This window comes from Chlamydia pecorum E58, assembly GCF_000204135.1.
GTDB lineage: Bacteria > Chlamydiota > Chlamydiia > Chlamydiales > Chlamydiaceae > Chlamydia > Chlamydia pecorum.
In genome coordinates, this window is sequence record NC_015408.1 from 155,000 (window position 1) to 173,042 (window position 18,043).

Here is an 18,043-nt window from a genome sequence, read left to right on the forward strand (position 1 = left end):
GTGACATCAAAAAAAATGTTGCATGAATTTGAACAAACAAACTAATTAAAAAATAAAACGAGTAAAAATAGTTTAAAAACAGAAACTAGAGGACGCTTTTCATGGCGCTAAAAGATACGGCAAAAATTATGAAAGACTTGTTGGAAAGTATCCAACATGACTTAATGAAAGCAGACAAAGGAAACAAAGCCGCAGCACAAAGAGTTCGCACAGACTCCATAAAGCTAGAAAAAATTGCTAAAGTCTATCGCAAAGAATCTATCAAAGCGGAAAAATCTGGCCTGATGAAACGCAAACCTGCAGCAAAGCCAGTAAGAGCAAAAAAAGCTGCTCCTAAAAAAGCATGTAAAGCTGCAGCAGCAAAAGTGAAAAAAGCTCCCCCTAAAAAAGTAGCTAATAAAAGTGTCAGAGTCCCAGCGAAAGTAAAAAAAGTTTCTAAGTCCCGCTCTAGAAAATAGCTTTTTTCTCCCGTCTGTTGTTTTTAGAGGATAGTCCATTTTTGTTATTATCCTCTTTTTTTTTGTCTTTCTTATTTTCCAAAATACAGATCTTTCTGTACTCAGCATGGGATTTTGTATACTATGCTCCTTGCAATCTATATGCTACAGTACATACATGAAAGACTGCCGTCATCTCTCTTTTTGTGGAGGATGTTCTTCTCCCCAAACAGCCTATTCTACCTTTTTAAAAGCTAAAGAACTCCTCCTTCAAGAGTTATTCTCCTCTCTCATTTCAGAAATCCGACCTGTCATTCCCTGCACTCCAATATTGCGAGGAAGAAACAAAATGGAGTTCTCCTTTTTCCAATCGAGAGATCAGCAAAAGAGCTTAGGGTTGATGAGCTCCTCAAAACCCCGGCAAGGAATCCAAATTACAGAGTGCCTGCTCACCCAAGAAGATACCATGGAAATCCTCCGACTCACAAGGCTATGGTGGGAAAGGCACGTCTACCTTACCGCATATTTCCCTCCCAAAAATCGCGGCTGCTTGTGTACTTTAACAATACGCTATGGCTATCCTAAAAAAGAAATCATGGTAATCCTAACCACATCAGGAGCCCCTGAATATACCATAAGCCCTGAGGCATTAGAAGACTGGAAACAAACATTGCTAGGTTCTTCTCTCAATATTTCCTCTATTTTCTGGGAAGAAAAACACTCAACCCCAGGGCTTCCCACACAGTACCTTCAAACCTTACTTTATGGGGAACCTTACATTCAACAGACTCTTACTCTCCCTAGCGATGGCAGCTCTGCAACCTTTAACATTCGCCCTAAAAGCTTCTTCCAACCTCAAACCCTTCAAGCTGCACGAATTATCGATACGGTAAAAGAATTCATAAACCCTCAAGGAACCGAAATCCTTTTAGATCTGTATTGTGGTGTAGGGACTCTAGGCATTATGCTCGCTCCATATGTCCAGAAGGTAATTGGCGTAGAAAATGTCCCTGAGGCGATACTTTCTGCAAGAGAAAATATCCTTATCAACCATCAAGAAAATCGCATGGAGGTGTTTCTAGAAGATACCAAAACATTTTGTAAAAAGCTTCCATACACCTGCCCCCCTGATATTATCATTGTAGACCCTCCCCGCTGTGGGCTACAAAACAAAGCGCTAAAACATATTTTAAAGATTGGTGCGCCAAAGCTTGTGTATATTTCCTGCAATCCCCGCACGCAGTTTCAGGAATGTTTTCAACTTATTCACGCAGGCTATAGCATAAAAGCTATGCAACCTATAGATCAGTTCCCACATTCCCCTCATTTAGAAAATATTCTTTTATTAGAAAGATCCTCTTTCCTCTAGGAAAAGCGTTGAACCTGGCCCTCCTCTTATGCTACCCTCTCTTCTATTAACCGAATTAAGGGTGGTTTCATGCGGTCTTACATTACATGTTTTTTATTTTTGCTGGCGTCTTTACAAGTTTTCGCTGAAGATGACATGGCCCAAGCTAAAAATACCTTTTTACAGCCAGCTGTGATGCTTGCCATTGCGATTTTATTTTTCTATTTTATTCTATGGCGTCCAGAGCAAAAGCGCAGAAAAGCTGCAGAAAAACGTAAAAATGAACTCGCTAAAGGGGACAAAGTTACCGCAATGGGGATTATTGGCGTTATTGATGAAGTTCGTGAGCACACAGTCGTGTTGAACATTGCTTCTGGAAAAATTGAAATCCTCAAAGCAGCAATTTCTGAAATCCTGAAACCAGACGGGACAAGAGCTTAAATCATTCTCTATAATCCCAGAAACCTGGATTGCTTTTTTATAAGCCAAGTTATAATTTAACGTTATGGACTTTTCATTAAGATGGGAATTCTTACTTCATTATGGCTTGGCTCTCTAATGTTACCTTCATTCTTGTTTCCTGCATTGTTTTTTGTCTTATAGGTTTAGTCCTTTCTGGAGTTATTCTCCTCGCTAGAAAATTTTTTATTAAAGAGCATCCTTGCAAGCTCACTATTAACAACAATGACGCCCTATCTAAAACTGTAATTAGCGGGAAATCTCTCTTAGCAACCCTTTCGGATATTGGTATCGCGATCCCCTCTCCTTGCGGAGGAAAAGCAACCTGTAAACAGTGCAAGGTACGTATTGTTAAAAATGCCGATGCCCCCCTAGAAACTGACCGCGGGACCTTTACTAAGCAGCAGCTGCAACAAGGATGGCGTCTTTCCTGTCAAACCAAAGTACAGCATGATCTGGGCCTAGAGATAGAAGAACGTTATTTGCACGCCTCTACATGGGAAGGTACGGTAGTCTCCAATGATAACGTCGCAACATTCATAAAAGAGCTGGTCGTTCGTATAGATCCTAAGACCCCTATCCCATACAAACCTGGAGGCTACTTACAAATTACCGTACCTCCATACAAAACTAACTCTTCTGATTGGAAAGCAACCATGGCTCCTGAATACTATAGCGATTGGGAGCACTTTCACTTATTTGATACCGAGATTGATTATCGTCAGCTTGCTCCAGCGTCTACAAACAAGGCCTATTCATTAGCATCGCATCCTGCGGAGTTTCCCCTGATTAAATTTAATGTAAGAATTGCCACTCCTCCAATTGTTGAGGGCAGACCTCAACCAGAGATTCCTTGGGGTGTATGTTCTTCCTATATTTTCTCTCTAAAACCTGGAGATGTCATTTCAGTTTCAGGCCCTTATGGGGAATCCTTTATGATTGATGACGACCGACCTCTAGTATTTCTGATTGGTGGAGCGGGCTCATCATTTGGAAGAAGTCATATTCTCGATTTATTATTAGAAAAGCATACGAAAAGAGAGATCTCACTATGGTATGGGGCACGTTCTTTAAAAGAAAACATCTACCAAGATGAATATGAACAATTAGAAAAGCAATTTCCGAATTTCCATTATCATCTCGTGCTCTCTAACCCTCTTCCTGAAGATATTGCTGCAGGGTGGGATAAAAATGACCCCATAAAAACAAACTTATTATTTCAAGCATTTGAGCTTGGCATGCTTAAACAATTAGAAAATCCTGAAGACTATTTGTATTATGTATGTGGCCCACCACTGCACAATAGCAGTATTCTTAAACTTCTAGAGAACTATGGAGTAGAACGCTCCTCCATTATCTTAGATGATTTCGGAAGCTAGAAAATAGCCTTATTTTCTAGTTTTTTTTTTATAGACACTCTTTACCTCCAAAGCACTAAAGCACTAAAGCACTAAAGCACTAAAGCACTAAAGCACTAAAGCACTAAAGCACTAAAGCACTAAAGCACTAAAGCACTAAAGCACTAAAGCATAAAATTTAGTTGAGTCGCAGAAAAATATGAAACAAAAAAAAAGAGAACAAAATCGCTTTTGTCCTCTTTTCTTAAACTTAGTCTTATGACCAAGGAATCTTTTATATAAAAAGCTTGGCAACGACTTACTCTCCCATACTCTTGTGTATAGTACCATCAGCGATAAAAGGCTTAACTTCTGAGTTCGGAATGGTATCAGGTGTGTCCCTTTTTCCAATATCACCAAGCTAGATCTTGTAACGTATCTTCACGTATACTAATAGACGCTTAAGAAAGTCTTTAGTACTCTTGCATAAATCGGTATTTCAACAAAAAAGCCTGTTCAGCTTTTTTTATGATAAAAACCAAGTCAATGGACTTATTAGTATTGGTAAGCTAAACACATTACTGTGCGTACACATCCAACCTATCAACCACGTAGTCTACATGGAGTCTCATAGGGATACTTTATCTTAAGGGAGGCTTGGCATTTAGATGCTTTCAATGCTTATCCTTTCCGAACGTAGCTACTCGGCTATGCTTTTGGCAAAACAACCGACACACCATAGGTTCGTCCATTCCGGTCCTCTCGTACTAGGAACAGCTCCTTTCAAGTATCCTGCGCCCACAAAGGATAGAGACCAAACTGTCTCACGACGTTTTGAACCCAGCTCGCGTACCGCTTTAATTGGCGAACAGCCAAACCCTTGGGACCTTCTCCAGCCCCAGGATGCGATGAGCCGACATCGAGGTGCCAAACCGCCACGTCGATATGAACTCTTGGTGGCGATCAGCCTGTTATCCCCGGAGTACCTTTTATCCGTTAAGCGACGGCGATTCCACTTTCCACCGCCGGATCACTAAGCCCGACTTTCGTCTCTGCTTGACTTGTAGGTCTTGCAGTCAACCTATTTTATACCTTTACGCTCTACTCGTGATTGCCAACCACGATGAAATAAGCTTTGGGCTCCTCCGTTACTTTTTAGGAGGATACCGCCCCAGTAAAACTGCCCGTCTGGCAATGTCCATCCTCCAGATTCATGGAGTGATGTTAGATTCTCAATTTGTTAAGACCAGTATTTCAACGGTGACTCCCACTCTCCTGACGAAGAATGTTCTCAGTCTCCTGGCTATGCTACACATAACAAATCAAAAATCAATACCAAAGTACAGTAAAGGTTCACGGGGTCTTTTCGTCCTTTTGCGGGTAAACAGCATCTTCACTGCTACTACAATTTCACCGAGTCTTTCGTTGAGACAGTGCCCAGATCGTTACACCATTCGTGCAGGTCGGAATTTACCCGACAAGGAATTTCGCTACCTTAGCACCGTTATAGTTACGGCGGCCATTCACCAGGGCTTGGGTTCAATGCTTTGTCTTTCGACTGACATATTCCTTTAACCTTTTGGCATTGGGCAGGCGTCACACCATATACTTCCCCTTAAAGGTTTGCATAGTGCTGTGTTTTTGTTAAACAGTCGCCTGGGCCATTTCTCTGCGGCCTCTCAGGGCTCATACTGAAAAAGCAATCACCCCAAAAGGCTCCCCTTATTCCGAAGTTACGGGGATAATTTGCCGAGTTCCTTAACGAAAGTTATCTCGCGCGCCTTAGAATACTCATCTCGCCCACCTGTGTCGGTTTTGGTACGGTCACCATCAACAGCTAGAAATTATTTCTTGAAAGCCTCGCGCCACACTATCAGTTCCTCCGAAGATTTCCCTTAACCACAACCTGACCTTATGTTAGCGGATTTGCCTACCAACCGATCTCATTGTGATACGGACATGTCCAATCGTCCGCGTGCTTAACTTACTCCGTCATTCCATTGCTAAAGTTTTAGGTGGTACAGGAATATTTAACCTGTTACTCCATCGTCTACGCATTCGTGCCTCGACTTAGGGGCCGACTAACCCAGGGAAGACGAGCTTGACCCTGGAAACCTTGGGCTTACGGCGAGGAAGATTTTCACTTCCTTTAACGTTACTTATGCCATGGATCTTCACTAGTATCCGCTCCAACACTCCTTTCGGTATGCCTTCACAGCTGAACACTACGCTCTCCTACCGCGCATATTAAACATATGCACCCGCGATGTCGGTTTTATGCTTAAGCCCCGGATATTATTGGCGCGATGATTCTCGATTGGTGAGCTGTTACGCACTCTTTAAATGATTGCTGCCTCTAAGCCAACATTCCAACTGTCTTAGAATCATCACTTCCTTACTCACTTAGCATAAAATTAGGGACCTTAATCGGCGGTCTGGGCTGTTCCCCTCTCGACAACGAAGCTTAGCCCCCGCTGTCTATCTCCCGAACTCACTTTTGGTATTCGGAGTTTGATTTCCGTTGGTAAGCCGGTAGGCCCCCGCTAGAATTCAGTGCTCTACCCCCAAAAGCTTAATATTCGAGGCTAACCCTATAGTTATTTCGGAGAGAACAAGATATCTCCAAGTTTGATTGGCCTTTCACCCCTATTCACAACTCATCCAAACCTTTTTCAACAGGTACTAGTTCGGTCCTCCACAAAGTCTTACCAATGCTTCAACCTGGTCATAAATAGATCACTTGGTTTCGTGTCTAAATCAAACGACTAAACGCTCTTTTAAAACTCGCTTTCGCTTCGGCTCCGGAATGTAAATCCCTTAACCTCGCCGTTTAACTTAACTCCCTGGCTCATCATGCAAAAGGCACGCCGTCAACCATCACTCCGAAGAGTTATAGGTCTTCGACCGCTTATAAGCTACTGGTTTCAGGTTCTATTTCACTCCCTTAACAAGGGTTCTTTTCACCTTTCCTTTACAGTACTGGTTCACTATAGGTCATTGATTAGTATTTAGTCTTGGAGAGTGGTCTCCCCAGATTCAAACTAGGTTTCACGTGTCTAGTTCTACTCAGGAATCGAATAGAGTCTTTTGTTTTTTCGTTTACGGGACCATCACCCTGTATCGTTCAACTTTCCAGAAATATTCAACTAAAACTTAAGATCTCACGTTATCGACCCTACAACCCCATATTAAAAATATGGTTTAGACTGTTCCCCTTTCGCTCGCCGCTACACAGGGAATCTCTTTGATTTCTTTTCCTCTACTTACTAAGATGTTTCAGTTCAGTAGGTTTCGCCTTATACGCCTATGGATTCAGCGTATAATGATAGACTATTAATCTATCGGGTTTTCCCATTCGGAAACCTCCGGGTCATAGCTTTATACCAGCTCGCCGAAGATTAATGCAGGTAAACGCATCCTTCATCGCCTTTCAATGCCAAGGCATCCACCAATAGCTCTTACTAACTTGGTCTGTAAATTTTTGATCCATGCAAGATAACTTCACCAAAGACAGATATTCTTAAACGTCTATTATTATATGTGAAAATATACTTGTTACCATGATTATTTACATAACATACTTGATCATTAATACTAAATGTAACGAAAACCACTCTTAACAAAGCAAAAGAAATAGAATACACAGCAAAATGCTTGCCCAACCTAGTCAAGCTATACAATTGATAGCTTTCCTTATCCTTAAAAGGAGGTGATCCAGCCCCACCTTCCGGTAGGGCTACCTTGTTACGACTTCATCCCAGTCATCAGCCTCACCTTGGGCGCCTCCCTCCTAAAAATAGGTTGAGTCAACGACTTAAGGTGAAACCAACTCCCATGATGTGACGGGCGGTGTGTACAAGGCCCGGGAACGTATTCACGGCGTTATGGCTGACACGCCATTACTAGCAATTCCGACTTCATGTAGCCGAGTTGCAGACTACAATCCGAACTGAGGATAGCTTTAAGGATTTGCTCCATCTCACGATCTTGCTACCTTCTGTACTACCCATTGTAGCACGTGTGTCGCCCTGGACATAAGGGCCATGCTGACTTGACGTCATCCTCGCCTTCCTCCTGGTTAACCCAGGCAGTCTCGTTAGAGTTCCCACCCAAAGTGCTGGCAACTAACGATAAGGGTTGCGCTCGTTGCGGGACTTAACCCAACACCTCACGGCACGAGCTGACGACAGCCATGCAGCACCTGTGTATCTGTCCTTACGGAAAACGACATTTCTGCCGCGGTCAAATACATGTCAAGCCCAGGTAAGGTTCTTCGCGTTGCATCGAATTAAACCACATGCTCCACTGCTTGTGCGGGCCCCCGTCAATTCTTTTGAGTTTCACCCTTGCGAGTGTACTCCTCAGGCGGCATACTTAACGCGTTAGCTCCGACACGGATGGGGTTGAGACCATCCACATCAAGTATGCATCGTTTACAGCAAGGACTACCAGGGTATCTAATCCTGTTTGCTCCCCTTGCTTTCGCGCCTTAGCGTCAGGAAAAATTAGAAAAGCGCCTTCGCCACTGGTGTTCTTCCACATATCTACGCATTTCACCGCTACACGTGGAATTCCCTTTTCTCCATCCAACCTCTAGAAAGATAGTATTAGATGCCGACTTGAGGTTGAGCCTCAAGATTTGACATCTAACTTTCCTTTCCGCCTACACGCCCTTTACGCCCAATAAATCCGATTAACGCTAGCACCCTCCGTATTACCGCAGCTGCTGGCACGGAGTTAGCCGGTGCTTCTTTACCTGGTACGCTCAAATCAATTGGATATTAGCCAATCTCTCTTATTCCCAGGCGAAAGTGCTTTACAACCCTAGAGCCTTCATCACACACGCGGCGTCGCTTCGTCAGACTTTCGTCCATTGCGAAAGATTCTCGACTGCAGCCTCCCGTAGGAGTCTGGGCAGTGTCTCAGTCCCAGTGTTGGCGGTCAATCTCTCAATCCGCCTAGACGTCATAGCCTTGGTAGGCCATTACCCCACCAACAAGCTGATATCCCACAGACTTTCTCTTAACCGAAAGGTCCGAAGATCCCCTTCTTTAATGTAATTTAGATGCCTAAACACACCACATTCGGTATTAGCGGCCGTTTCCAACCGTTATTCCCAAGTTAAGAACAAATTATCTATGTATTACTAACCCTTCCGCCACTAAATAATAGCCGAAGCCATTATTCCGTTCGACTTGCATGCCTCATCCACGCCGCCAGCGTTCAATCTGAACCAAGATCAAATTCTCAGAAAAAATAAAACTTAAAAAATTAACGGATTTTTTTAAAAATCCCCTACAAGCATTTTATACTGGCTGTATTCTATCTCATTTGCATTGTTAAGAAGAAAATTTGAATTCTAACGTCATCAAACTTTCGAATCTCACTCACATCGAAGTGTGAATTGTTTTCTCTTCTCAAGTTTCGTTCTCAAGAAGAAGCCAACATCCTATAAAAATGAGCATTTTTTCTGCAATGCATTTCGCTCAATATTTTTCATTTTCCTTCTTTTTCTCTCGTAACATCATAGCAAAAAACCCAACAGGCAAGAAATCACGTTTGTTCCTTCTAGATTTTTTAAAGTTTTATGAAACTTTCAGCAGCACAAGGCCTTCAAAATAAGTTTCCTTTTTATCTTGGATAAATATCCTTGCTAAGGATAGTATTTTACTTTTCTGGCGAACGTAGCTCAGTTGGTTAGAGCGTCGGATTGTGGTTCCGAAGGTCGCGGGTTCAAGCCCCGTCGTTCGCCCTTTTATCTTCTTTTTTTCTTTTGTTTTTCTTGGTATAACGAAAAAACCAAATCAAGAACTTCTCACATAAGAATCTTAGCTCTATGGTAAGAGAACAAAAGAAGTCGAAATATCCCAAGCCTCCGCCCATACCTGCTGCTGTTAAAATTAGCTTTTACTTAATCTCGGCATGCTTTTTAGGGCTGAGCCTATGGAGTTTTCATTCTGATCAACCATACATACAAAACTGGATCGGTTTAGTTGGGTGGTCGTGCAGTGCCTTTCTTTTATATTGCTTTGGCGCGGCATCTTTTCTTATTCCTTTGCATTTTCTATGGCTATCTATACTTCACATTAAAAAAGTCCCCCAAGAGCAAATCCGCAAGAAAGCATGCGCTTTCTTTATGATTCCCCTATGTTTGGCAATACTTTTGTCCATGCTCTCTCCTATTGAGATTCTCCCTGCAGTATTAGATTCTCGTCTTCCTAAGTTCCATATAGGCACAAACCCGCCTGTAGCCTACCTCGGAGGCATTCCATTTTATTTGCTCTATGCAGGACAATCTCTATGTTTAAAACATCTTATCGGTTCTGTAGGGACAGCTATCATTACCTCTTTCCTGCTCTTTTTTTCTGTGTTTTATTTGTTTGGAGGCATTTCATTAATTAAAAAAACAACCCTCCAAAACTTTTTTATCAACAAATCTACAAAATACTGGAACGCATTTTCCGCTCTTTTCAAAAAACTCATAAGTAAACAATCCTATCTTCCCAAGCCATCTATCAGGCTTTCTGAGCATGGTTCTTCCCCAGTTCTTCCTTCTGTACCTCCTCATGCTTCTCCGATTTCTATAGAAAGCCTAGGGAACTTCCCTCCCATGAACAAAGCCCCAGCAAAACATTCCTCCTCTCTAAGTGAAGGAGCGCATTTCCTTGCTCCCCATCCTTGCAAGCGCCTTCTTTCGAATTTTATTAATCCCCAAATTCCTCAGGAAATTAAAGAATCTAAAATTACTCCTCTCCCTCAACCCTTGCTTGGGCAAAAATCTGGTTCTTGCCCCAAAATTAAAAATCTTGTCGAAGGCGAGATTAAGCTTCCACAACACTATTTGTTAAGTAAACATAAGAATGTACAGCCAGAATCGTTACAAGCAGAGCTTCAGAAAAAAGCGCTAACGTTAAAACAGACGCTTACCAGCTTTGGAATTGAGGCAGACATTGGAAATATTTGCTCTGGTCCCTCTTTAGCAGCGTTTGAGGTGTTTCCACATACGGGAGTAAAAGTACAAAAAATTAAAGCTTTAGAACATGATATTGCTTTAAAGCTACAAGCATCTAGCGTACGCATTATTGCCCCAATTCCCGGGAAAGCAGCTGTGGGGATTGAAATCCCTACACCTTTCCCACAAACAGTGAATTTTCGCGACTTGCTTGAGGATTACAGTAGACATAATCAAAAACTTCAAATCCCACTCTTACTTGGGAAGAAAGCGAACGGGGATAATCTTTGGGCAGATCTAGCTACAATGCCCCATTTAATTATTGCGGGAACAACAGGCTCTGGGAAATCTGTCTGTATTAATACGATTGTGATGTCGATCATTATGACCTCTCTCCCTTCGGATATTAAGCTTGTGATTGTTGATCCGAAGAAAGTTGAGTTGACGGGCTATTCTCAACTTCCTCATATGCTTGCCCCTGTCATTACAGAATCTAAAGAGGTCTACAATGCATTGATGTGGCTCGTAAAGGAGATGGAATCTCGCTATGAAATGTTACGCTTCTTAGGGCTTCGCAATATTCAAGCGTTTAATTCTCGCAATAAAAACGAAGCTGTGGAGAACTCTTACGATAAGGAAATCCCTGAAAAACTCCCTTTTCTTGTTGGCATTATCGATGAGCTCTCTGATTTACTTCTTTCTTCTTCTCAGGACATAGAAACTCCTATCATTCGTCTTGCACAAATGGCTAGAGCTGTAGGAATCCATTTAATCTTAGCAACGCAAAGGCCTTCTCGGGAAGTCATTACGGGTTTGATTAAAGCAAATTTCCCTTCCCGCATAGCCTTTAAGGTTGCTAACAAAGTAAACAGCCAGATCATTATTGATGAGCCTGGTGCAGAAAACTTAATGGGGAACGGCGATATGTTATTAGTTTCTCCTTCTTCATTTGGGGCAACTCGTGCTCAGGGGGCTTATATTTGCGATGATGATATCAACAAGGTCATCAAAGATTTATGCTCACGTTTTCCAACGCAGTATATTATTCCTTCCTTTGATGTTTTCGATAATGTTTTAAGTAATGACAGTGAGGGAGAGGAAAAAGATCCTCTGTTTCCTCAGGCAAAAATGTTAGTTATACAAACAGGCAATGCTTCAACAACTTTCCTACAAAGAAAGTTAAAAATTGGGTATGCTCGTGCGGCAAGTCTCATGGATCAACTTGAGGAAGCTCGTGTAATCGGTCCTTCTGAAGGGGCAAAACCCCGGCAGGTATTGATGCAATCTCCACAAGAAGGATAAACATATTTATGGAAGGTTTCTTTCCTTTAGCCTCAGGCTCCAAAGGAAATTGTGCTTATTTGGGAACAAAATCTTGTAAGATCCTAATAGATCTTGGCATTAGCAAGCAACACGTCAAGCAGGAGTTGGTTTCCATGGGAGTGCACCCTGAAGAAATTCAGGCGATTTTAATTTCTCATGAACACTCAGATCATATTTCGGGAATTAAAAGTTTTGTAAAAGCGTACCGCACTCCTATCATTTGCAATTTAGAAACGGCACGAGCACTCTTTCAGCTCATAGATGCCCCGCTAACCTTTAATATTTTCTCAACAGGCTCGGCATTTCATTTTCATGACTTAAAAATTCATACGTTTAACCTCCCTCACGATGCTGTAGATCCTGTAGGGTTTATTTTTTACTATCGTGATGAAAAATTCGGTTTCTGTACAGATTTAGGCTGGGGGACATCTCTTATCGCGCATCAACTATATGATTGTGATTATTTACTCATAGAATCCAACCATGATCCCGAGCTTGTACATGCCTCCCAGCGTCCTGAAATTTACAAAAGACGTGTGTTGAGTAAGGTAGGCCATATTTCTAATCAAGAATGTGGACAACTTCTAAGAAAAATCCTCACACCAAAAATTAAGAAACTCTACTTAGCACATCTTTCCGACACATGCAATGACCCTATTCTTGCTTTAGATACTATCTCGGAGATGATTTCCCCGATCTCTTCTATTCGTGCTGTTGTAGCAGCTTCTCATACCATTTCCGATCCGGTATATTTTTCTCCACTGGTAGAAGTGTAATGTCGCAGAAGATTTTAGAACCCCAAGTATCTCTTTCCTTAAGTGGAAACCAAGACTACAAACTTTATTCTATATCTCGCGCCAGTGAATTATTAAATTTTACATTTTTGCCCGAGCTAAGATTCCTTAACTGGCATGTAGAAAGCCGCATCCGTGTTCTTTGTGAAAAAGCAGAAAAACGTGGGCTCATCTCTCCTCTTGCGAGATGGTTAGGGCAACTGCATAAACATAGCATCTCACATCCCGTGCTTTCTCCTATTGCAATTCGATGGATCAACGCCTACATAGGGTATGGAGTCTTTGCTAAAGAACCTATACCCTCCTGGACCTACCTAGGAGAATACACAGGAATTCTACGCCCACGCCAAGCTATATGGATGGACGAAAATGATTACTGCTTTCGCTATCCCTTGCCGTTGTATACTCTACGTTATTTTACTATAGATAGTGGCAGTTGTGGTTGCTTTACAAGATTCATCAACCACAGTGACCAACCAAACTGCGAGGCAATCGCCATGTTTCACGAGGGGATTTTCCGTGTTATTATCCGCTCTATACGTCCCATTATAGCAGGTGAAGAGATTTGCTATCACTACGGCCCACTTTATTGGAAACATAGAAAAAAACGAGAAGAGTTTACTCCACTTGAAGGATAAATTAACTCTGCTCGTATGTCCCCATCAACTCTGCTTGTGCAATAATGTGGTCTTGCATCGCCTCAAGGAGTTGATCTCGGGTGACCTCTTCTTCTTGGGGAAGGAGTGCATCCAAAGCATATAGGGTAAAGAAATACCGATGTTGCCTATCAGGAGGGCAAGGCCCTTGATACTCTGCTTTCCCTGAGGTGTTTAATCCTTGCATTGCGTAAATTGTAGCCCCTTCTACAAGGTTCACAATATTTGGGGATAAATTAAACACTACCCAATGAATCCATAAGCCATCACTACGAACTTCTTTGGGGACGTCAGGGTCTTCAACAATTAGGGCCAAGCTTACTGCTTGTGGGGGGACCCCCTCAAAGGTAAGAGGGGGAGAGATATTCAGGCCTTGGCAGGTGTATTTCCTTGGGATAGGCCTACCAAAAGCAAATGCTGGCGACAATAGCTGCATAGTATTTTCTTCTCCATGATTACGCATTTAAATGGCGGGCAGAATCTACTATCAAACTTTCCCGCTTTAAAAGGGCAACTTCACGACGTGATGCTACAACATCCTTGAATAAAGCGACTAGAGCTATGCTATTCAAAATCACCATACCGGCGAAACCTGTATCTGCAAGGATCCAAGCAAAATTCTTTTCAACAATACCTCCTAGGGGAATGACTCCTATATATAAAGCCTTCAACCATAGGTTAGCCCTCTGTCCTGGGATCATATATTCTAAACTTTTTTCTGCGCAAGCAAACCATGTCAATATTGTCGTATAACCAAATAATGCCATCGCGACAAGTACAACACTACCTCCAATAGCTCCCATACTATTTTTAAAGGCGTACATTACCATGAGAGTGCCCTCTTCTCCAGAAGAGTAGGCTCCAGAAACTAAAAGCACTAACATTGTTATGGAACATACTGCCACTACAATGACAGGAGGAAGGAGCGTTACTAATCCATCTATTACAGGATTTTTACTCTGGGAATTTGCCTGTAATATTGAAACCATCCCACTACCACAATCTGTAGCCATAATTGCACGGCTCATGCCTGTAGAAATTACTTGAGCTAGAGTGTAGCCTCCGAGACCCGCTATAGAAGCCTTTACGCCTAGAGCAGACGAAGCAATTAACTTCAATGCCGGAACAATTTCAGAGGCATGATGAACAAGAATATAGCAACACGACAGAACATAAAATCCTGCTACAAAGGGAATCACTTTAGCTGAGAATCTCAAAATCCGGTTATTTCCCCCTGAAAGAACAGGATAAACTATCAAAGCGAACAGAAGCCCAACAAAAACTTTTACTATAAAACGATCGGCACACAAGGGAACGATACAGCTCATCTGGACAAAATTTCCTCCAGAAAAAGCCGTTATTAAAGTGAAAATCCCAAATAACACAGCCAAAAATCGGCTACGGAGACCGAAAGCCATGCATGCAATAGGGCCGCCTATGAACTCTCCAAAAGCTCCTTTTTTAGGTAAACGATACTTTATTCCAAGATAAGATCCAGAATATTGCACTATAGAACCTAGCAAAGCAGCAAACCAGATCCATACGAGAGCACCTGGACCTCCGCAAACAACAGCAATAGCCATACCTGCAATATTTCCTGTTCCAAAATTTCCTGCAAGTATTCCTGCAACGGCTTCATAACGGGAGACTTTTCCATCTTGAGAAGAAGCTTCTTCCTGCCGATTTTTAACCATTAAGTTAAAGCCTAATTTGAGCCCTCTAAACTGTAGCCCACGTAATTTCCAGCTTAATAGTCCCCCTAATATTACGATTACAGGGAATACAAAAAATGATGTAACTAACTCATTTAGCTTGTTTAAAAGATGCATCATAAAATTTTTCCTATAACTGTTTTTACTAAAAAATTGAAAAAAGGAGTTGAGTACAACAGTAGGAATGCTGACTTGGCCTCCTTACTTGCTTCGGGGAAAGGAGGCCCATTTTTGAATGGTATTATGAAGGCTGCGAAACCACTAAGTCCACAAGCTCTGGCCACCTTTCCCCGTATACAACGGAAGCAACGGTCCCAGAGTCTAATTTTAAAGTAGAAGAAAAGGAGGCAATGTCTTCCTCAGAAATTACATTCTGACGTACTGCTTGGGAAAAAACTTGGCTCAATTGATTTATAAACATCGTCCAAACCCAATCACGGCCCTGCATTTTCTTCACACCTTCAATTAATTCAGGATTTTCAGCAAGAACTTGCATTAAAGCCAAGGGGTGTATCTCACGAATGCGACTCAAAGCATCTTTGATCTCACCTTGAGAGAGGGCCAACGACAGCGAAGACTTTTCAGCAACAGCATTCACAACAAAAGAGATATCTCTTTTATCGTGCTCCGAAACATAGTCTGAGTATGCTTTGAAATTTGCTGTCACTTCTTGTTCATCCTTTTTAGGCAGGCCACGCCGAGAAAAAAGCCTCCGCAAACGACGGGGGCGCTTTTGAGCAGGTTGAAGATCCCGCGCTTCCACCAGTTTAACAGACTTCTGATTTAAGTCTTTAGAATTTTTTAAATTTTTGCGTGCCTTAAAAGGATTCAAACAACAACTTGTCAAGCCTGTCATGAGAAGTATGCTTCCCAGAAGCACATTATATAATGATTTTTTCATGAATTAGTTGAGGGAGTTAAGTTTTTTTAAATAAAACTATGTACTTATTATATATAACTTCTCCTCACTGCACAATAAACTTTATCCTACAGTTTGTAAAAGATTTTGACAGAAGCTTTTCTCAAGAGAAACTCTTGAATTTCTCGAGTTGATTTGTTATTGGCCATTTGCTATCAACAAATGGCTTTAGTAAACCTCCTGAATAATAAAGATATTAACACATATAGCTAGGATAATAAGGGGCTTTCATGGGTGCACAATATTTTATTAAAGGTTTTGCCTTTCTTTCTGTTCTTTCTATAGCACTCCCTTCTTTTGCTATGCCATCGCAAACTTCTGTTAGATATAAAAATAAAACCACACAATCTGGAAAGATTAAAGTCGGTTCTGAACTATGGATAGAGCAAAAGCTACGTCAATTTCCCGAGTTATTATGGCTTACAGAACCTTCTACTCTCTCTTTAAAAACTCCGCTTTCTGTAGGGACAAGTTATTCCTTAGCGTTATTTAATAAAAAGGTTCCTGCGTTTGATATTACGATGCGGAGTTTAATTTACCTGCATTTGCTTATGCAGGGGTCACGTCAAGCCTACGCGCAGTTAGCTCAGATGACTTCTTCCGAAGAAGCGATGACATTTAAACAATATCAGTCCCTACATAAACAACTCTCGGGATTTTTAAATTCCTCAAAAGGGTTTGACAACCCCTTAAAAATTCTAGAAACGGCAATTGTATTGCGTCTTTTAGGGTGTTCTACAAAAGCTGTTGCCACATTTAAGCCTTATTTTTCCGATTCTTGTACTGAAACCTTTTATACAAAATCTCTACATGTCTTGAAGACCCTCCCGGAGCTCTGTCCCTCATTTGCTCGACTTACGCCTGAGCAACAAGAAATATTTCGCTCTTTGAGACATTTTGGAAACTACGAGTCTTTATTCAACCTCACAGAAGCTCCTTCTCCTCAGCTACTCTCCGCGGGGAGGTCTCATCGTCCTTTAGTTGTGCTAGATTTGTATTTGTATTGCTTTGATGCGAGCGGCCATGGGAAAGGGTCTCAAGATTTCTACTATAGCTTTTCTCTCTTGCTTTCAATGTTGCAAGAGCATGCCACTGTAGAAGAAGCATTTTCTCGGTATCTTATCTATCGTGCGAATCGTTTGGGCTTTGAGGGAAATTCCCGAGGGGAGATGACCTTGGTACGCTTAGCGACATTGATGAACCTCCCCCCAGCGGAAGCATCAGCTTTAAGTTGGAGCTTCAAAAATCTCTCTTCTGAAGAGGCTAGTACTCTTGTGAACCATTTCTATACTCTTCAGGGAGAGCATATCCCTTTATCAATTCATGGCTTGCCAAGTTTAATTTCGGGATTATTTGATGCGAACCGCAGTACAACGACAAATCCTGAAAATCGTTTGCAGCAGGTATACTCTACATTTCTTTCTCTATTAGTAAAAAGCTTACGAGAACAAAAAGAAATGCTTCATAAGCAACTTATTTCTCCTGACACTATCTTAGACTTTTCAGAAACTACAAACTCCTGCAAAGGCCTGGATGTATTTTCTGAAAATATTTCTGTACGCGTGCATTTTAGTGGAGAGGTTAGCGTTATCATGTAACGCACTAACAACACGACAAAGCTGTGGGTTATGATATTTGGCTAAAGAGTGTTGCCATTTCTATGGCTGTGACCATTCCAGAGCTTCCTATATGTCCACCTTTAATTCCTGCACGTTCCCAAGCTGTTGCAGGGTCTGGAGCAGTAATTATAGAAAAGGTAATTGGAACGCAAAAATCTAAACTTAATTTGGCGACTCCGGCAGAAACTTGGTCAGCAATATGGTCATAATGTGTTGTTTCTCCTCGGATTAATACGCCGCAGGTAACGATAGCATGATATTGGTCTGGGAAGGAAAGAAGGAGTTTTTTCACTGTACAAGGGATCTCAAAAGCTCCAGGGACCCTTACGGTAGTTAAAAGCTCTGGATCTCCACCATATTTAATAAACGTGTCTTGCGCTCCAGAAACTAAAGCATCTGCTATTGCCAAGTTAAAACAAGACCCCACGATAGCAATACGCAATCCTTTTGCTGATACATTTCCTCTATAAATTTTCATATGACCTCA

General features: G+C 41.8%; 12 protein-coding genes, 1 tRNA gene and 3 rRNA genes. 9 read left to right on the forward strand and 7 right to left on the reverse strand.

All coding sequences use genetic code 11. The annotated features are described in order from the left end of the window. The first annotated feature begins 101 nt into the window (after window positions 1–101). The 4 genes from hctA (at window position 102) to nqrF (ending at window position 3,623) form a co-directional block, all read left to right on the forward strand. On the forward strand, window positions 102–458 hold the full coding sequence (gene hctA, locus G5S_RS00680) for a histone H1-like protein HctA (protein ID WP_013712251.1): 357 nt from the start codon (window positions 102–104) through the stop codon (window positions 456–458). A 157-nt stretch (window positions 459–615) separates the two neighbouring features. Continuing rightward, the gene (locus G5S_RS00685) at window positions 616–1,806 is read left to right on the forward strand and encodes a class I SAM-dependent RNA methyltransferase (RefSeq protein ID WP_013712253.1); all 1,191 of its coding nucleotides are present in this window, start codon (window positions 616–618) and stop codon (window positions 1,804–1,806) included. Window positions 1,807–1,875: 69 nt separating this feature from the next. Further along, window positions 1,876–2,226 carry a preprotein translocase subunit YajC gene (gene yajC / locus G5S_RS00690; RefSeq protein ID WP_013712254.1) on the forward strand — a complete coding sequence of 117 codons (351 nt, stop codon included), beginning with the start codon at window positions 1,876–1,878 and terminating at the stop codon, window positions 2,224–2,226. A 101-nt stretch (window positions 2,227–2,327) separates the two neighbouring features. After that, complete coding sequence (gene nqrF / locus G5S_RS00695; protein ID WP_013712255.1) at window positions 2,328–3,623, forward strand: NADH:ubiquinone reductase (Na(+)-transporting) subunit F; 1,296 nt, start codon at window positions 2,328–2,330, stop codon at window positions 3,621–3,623. Window positions 3,624–3,887: 264 nt separating this feature from the next. Here nqrF and rrf read toward each other — a convergent pair. From rrf to G5S_RS00710, 3 genes are all read right to left on the reverse strand, one after another. Beyond that, window positions 3,888–4,002, reverse strand: a 5S ribosomal RNA gene (gene rrf / locus G5S_RS00700). Window positions 4,003–4,115: 113 nt separating this feature from the next. After that, window positions 4,116–7,053, reverse strand: a 23S ribosomal RNA gene (locus tag G5S_RS00705). Window positions 7,054–7,283: 230 nt separating this feature from the next. Continuing rightward, window positions 7,284–8,836: ribosomal RNA gene (locus G5S_RS00710) — 16S ribosomal RNA — on the reverse strand. The 16S, 23S and 5S rRNA genes sit together here, the layout of an rRNA operon. 423 nt (window positions 8,837–9,259) lie before the next feature. Between G5S_RS00710 and G5S_RS00715 the strand changes: the two genes are divergently transcribed. The 4 genes from G5S_RS00715 (at window position 9,260) to G5S_RS00730 (ending at window position 13,288) form a co-directional block, all read left to right on the forward strand. Continuing rightward, window positions 9,260–9,333, forward strand: a tRNA-His gene (locus G5S_RS00715). An 84-nt stretch (window positions 9,334–9,417) separates the two neighbouring features. Then, on the forward strand, window positions 9,418–11,835 hold the full coding sequence (locus tag G5S_RS00720) for an FtsK/SpoIIIE family DNA translocase (protein ID WP_041466996.1): 2,418 nt from the start codon (window positions 9,418–9,420) through the stop codon (window positions 11,833–11,835). Between the two features lie 8 nt (window positions 11,836–11,843). Then, window positions 11,844–12,632, forward strand: a complete 789-nt coding sequence (locus G5S_RS00725) for an MBL fold metallo-hydrolase (RefSeq protein WP_013712258.1) — start codon at window positions 11,844–11,846, stop codon at window positions 12,630–12,632. Continuing rightward, complete coding sequence (locus tag G5S_RS00730) at window positions 12,632–13,288, forward strand: SET domain-containing protein (RefSeq protein ID WP_013712259.1); 657 nt, start codon at window positions 12,632–12,634, stop codon at window positions 13,286–13,288. The genes G5S_RS00725 and G5S_RS00730 overlap by 1 nt, the downstream gene beginning before the upstream one ends. 1 nt (window position 13,289) lies before the next feature. Here the strand turns inward: G5S_RS00730 and G5S_RS00735 are convergent, their stop codons facing one another. The 3 genes from G5S_RS00735 to G5S_RS00745 form a co-directional block, all read right to left on the reverse strand. Further along, window positions 13,290–13,742, reverse strand: a complete 453-nt coding sequence (locus G5S_RS00735; RefSeq protein WP_013712260.1) for a YbhB/YbcL family Raf kinase inhibitor-like protein — start codon at window positions 13,740–13,742, stop codon at window positions 13,290–13,292. A 19-nt stretch (window positions 13,743–13,761) separates the two neighbouring features. Then, entirely contained in the window at window positions 13,762–15,138 is a 1,377-nt protein-coding gene (locus tag G5S_RS00740; RefSeq protein ID WP_013712261.1) for an alanine/glycine:cation symporter family protein, read from the reverse strand. Between the two features lie 121 nt (window positions 15,139–15,259). After that, the gene (locus tag G5S_RS00745; RefSeq protein ID WP_013712262.1) at window positions 15,260–15,919 is read right to left on the reverse strand and encodes a DUF8085 domain-containing protein; all 660 of its coding nucleotides are present in this window, start codon (window positions 15,917–15,919) and stop codon (window positions 15,260–15,262) included. A 248-nt stretch (window positions 15,920–16,167) separates the two neighbouring features. Here G5S_RS00745 and G5S_RS00750 point away from each other — a divergent pair, with 248 nt between their 5' ends. Beyond that, complete coding sequence (locus tag G5S_RS00750; RefSeq protein WP_013712263.1) at window positions 16,168–17,535, forward strand: hypothetical protein; 1,368 nt, start codon at window positions 16,168–16,170, stop codon at window positions 17,533–17,535. Between the two features lie 28 nt (window positions 17,536–17,563). On the opposite strand, the gene ribH is transcribed toward G5S_RS00750, so the two are convergent. Next, complete coding sequence (gene ribH, locus G5S_RS00755; protein WP_013712264.1) at window positions 17,564–18,034, reverse strand: 6,7-dimethyl-8-ribityllumazine synthase; 471 nt, start codon at window positions 18,032–18,034, stop codon at window positions 17,564–17,566. Window positions 18,035–18,043 lie beyond the last annotated feature (9 nt).

Coding starts and splice junctions, on each gene's coding strand:
- hctA (WP_013712251.1), top strand. CDS start 102: ATGGCGCTAAAAGATACGGCAAAAATTATGAAAGACTTGTTGGAAAGT.
- G5S_RS00685 (WP_013712253.1), top strand. CDS start 616: ATGAAAGACTGCCGTCATCTCTCTTTTTGTGGAGGATGTTCTTCTCCC.
- yajC (WP_013712254.1), top strand. CDS start 1,876: ATGCGGTCTTACATTACATGTTTTTTATTTTTGCTGGCGTCTTTACAA.
- nqrF (WP_013712255.1), top strand. CDS start 2,328: ATGGCTTGGCTCTCTAATGTTACCTTCATTCTTGTTTCCTGCATTGTT.
- G5S_RS00720 (WP_041466996.1), top strand. CDS start 9,418: ATGGTAAGAGAACAAAAGAAGTCGAAATATCCCAAGCCTCCGCCCATA.
- G5S_RS00725 (WP_013712258.1), top strand. CDS start 11,844: ATGGAAGGTTTCTTTCCTTTAGCCTCAGGCTCCAAAGGAAATTGTGCT.
- G5S_RS00730 (WP_013712259.1), top strand. CDS start 12,632: ATGTCGCAGAAGATTTTAGAACCCCAAGTATCTCTTTCCTTAAGTGGA.
- G5S_RS00735 (WP_013712260.1), bottom strand. CDS start 13,742: ATGCAGCTATTGTCGCCAGCATTTGCTTTTGGTAGGCCTATCCCAAGG.
- G5S_RS00740 (WP_013712261.1), bottom strand. CDS start 15,138: ATGATGCATCTTTTAAACAAGCTAAATGAGTTAGTTACATCATTTTTT.
- G5S_RS00745 (WP_013712262.1), bottom strand. CDS start 15,919: ATGAAAAAATCATTATATAATGTGCTTCTGGGAAGCATACTTCTCATG.
- G5S_RS00750 (WP_013712263.1), top strand. CDS start 16,168: ATGGGTGCACAATATTTTATTAAAGGTTTTGCCTTTCTTTCTGTTCTT.
- ribH (WP_013712264.1), bottom strand. CDS start 18,034: ATGAAAATTTATAGAGGAAATGTATCAGCAAAAGGATTGCGTATTGCT.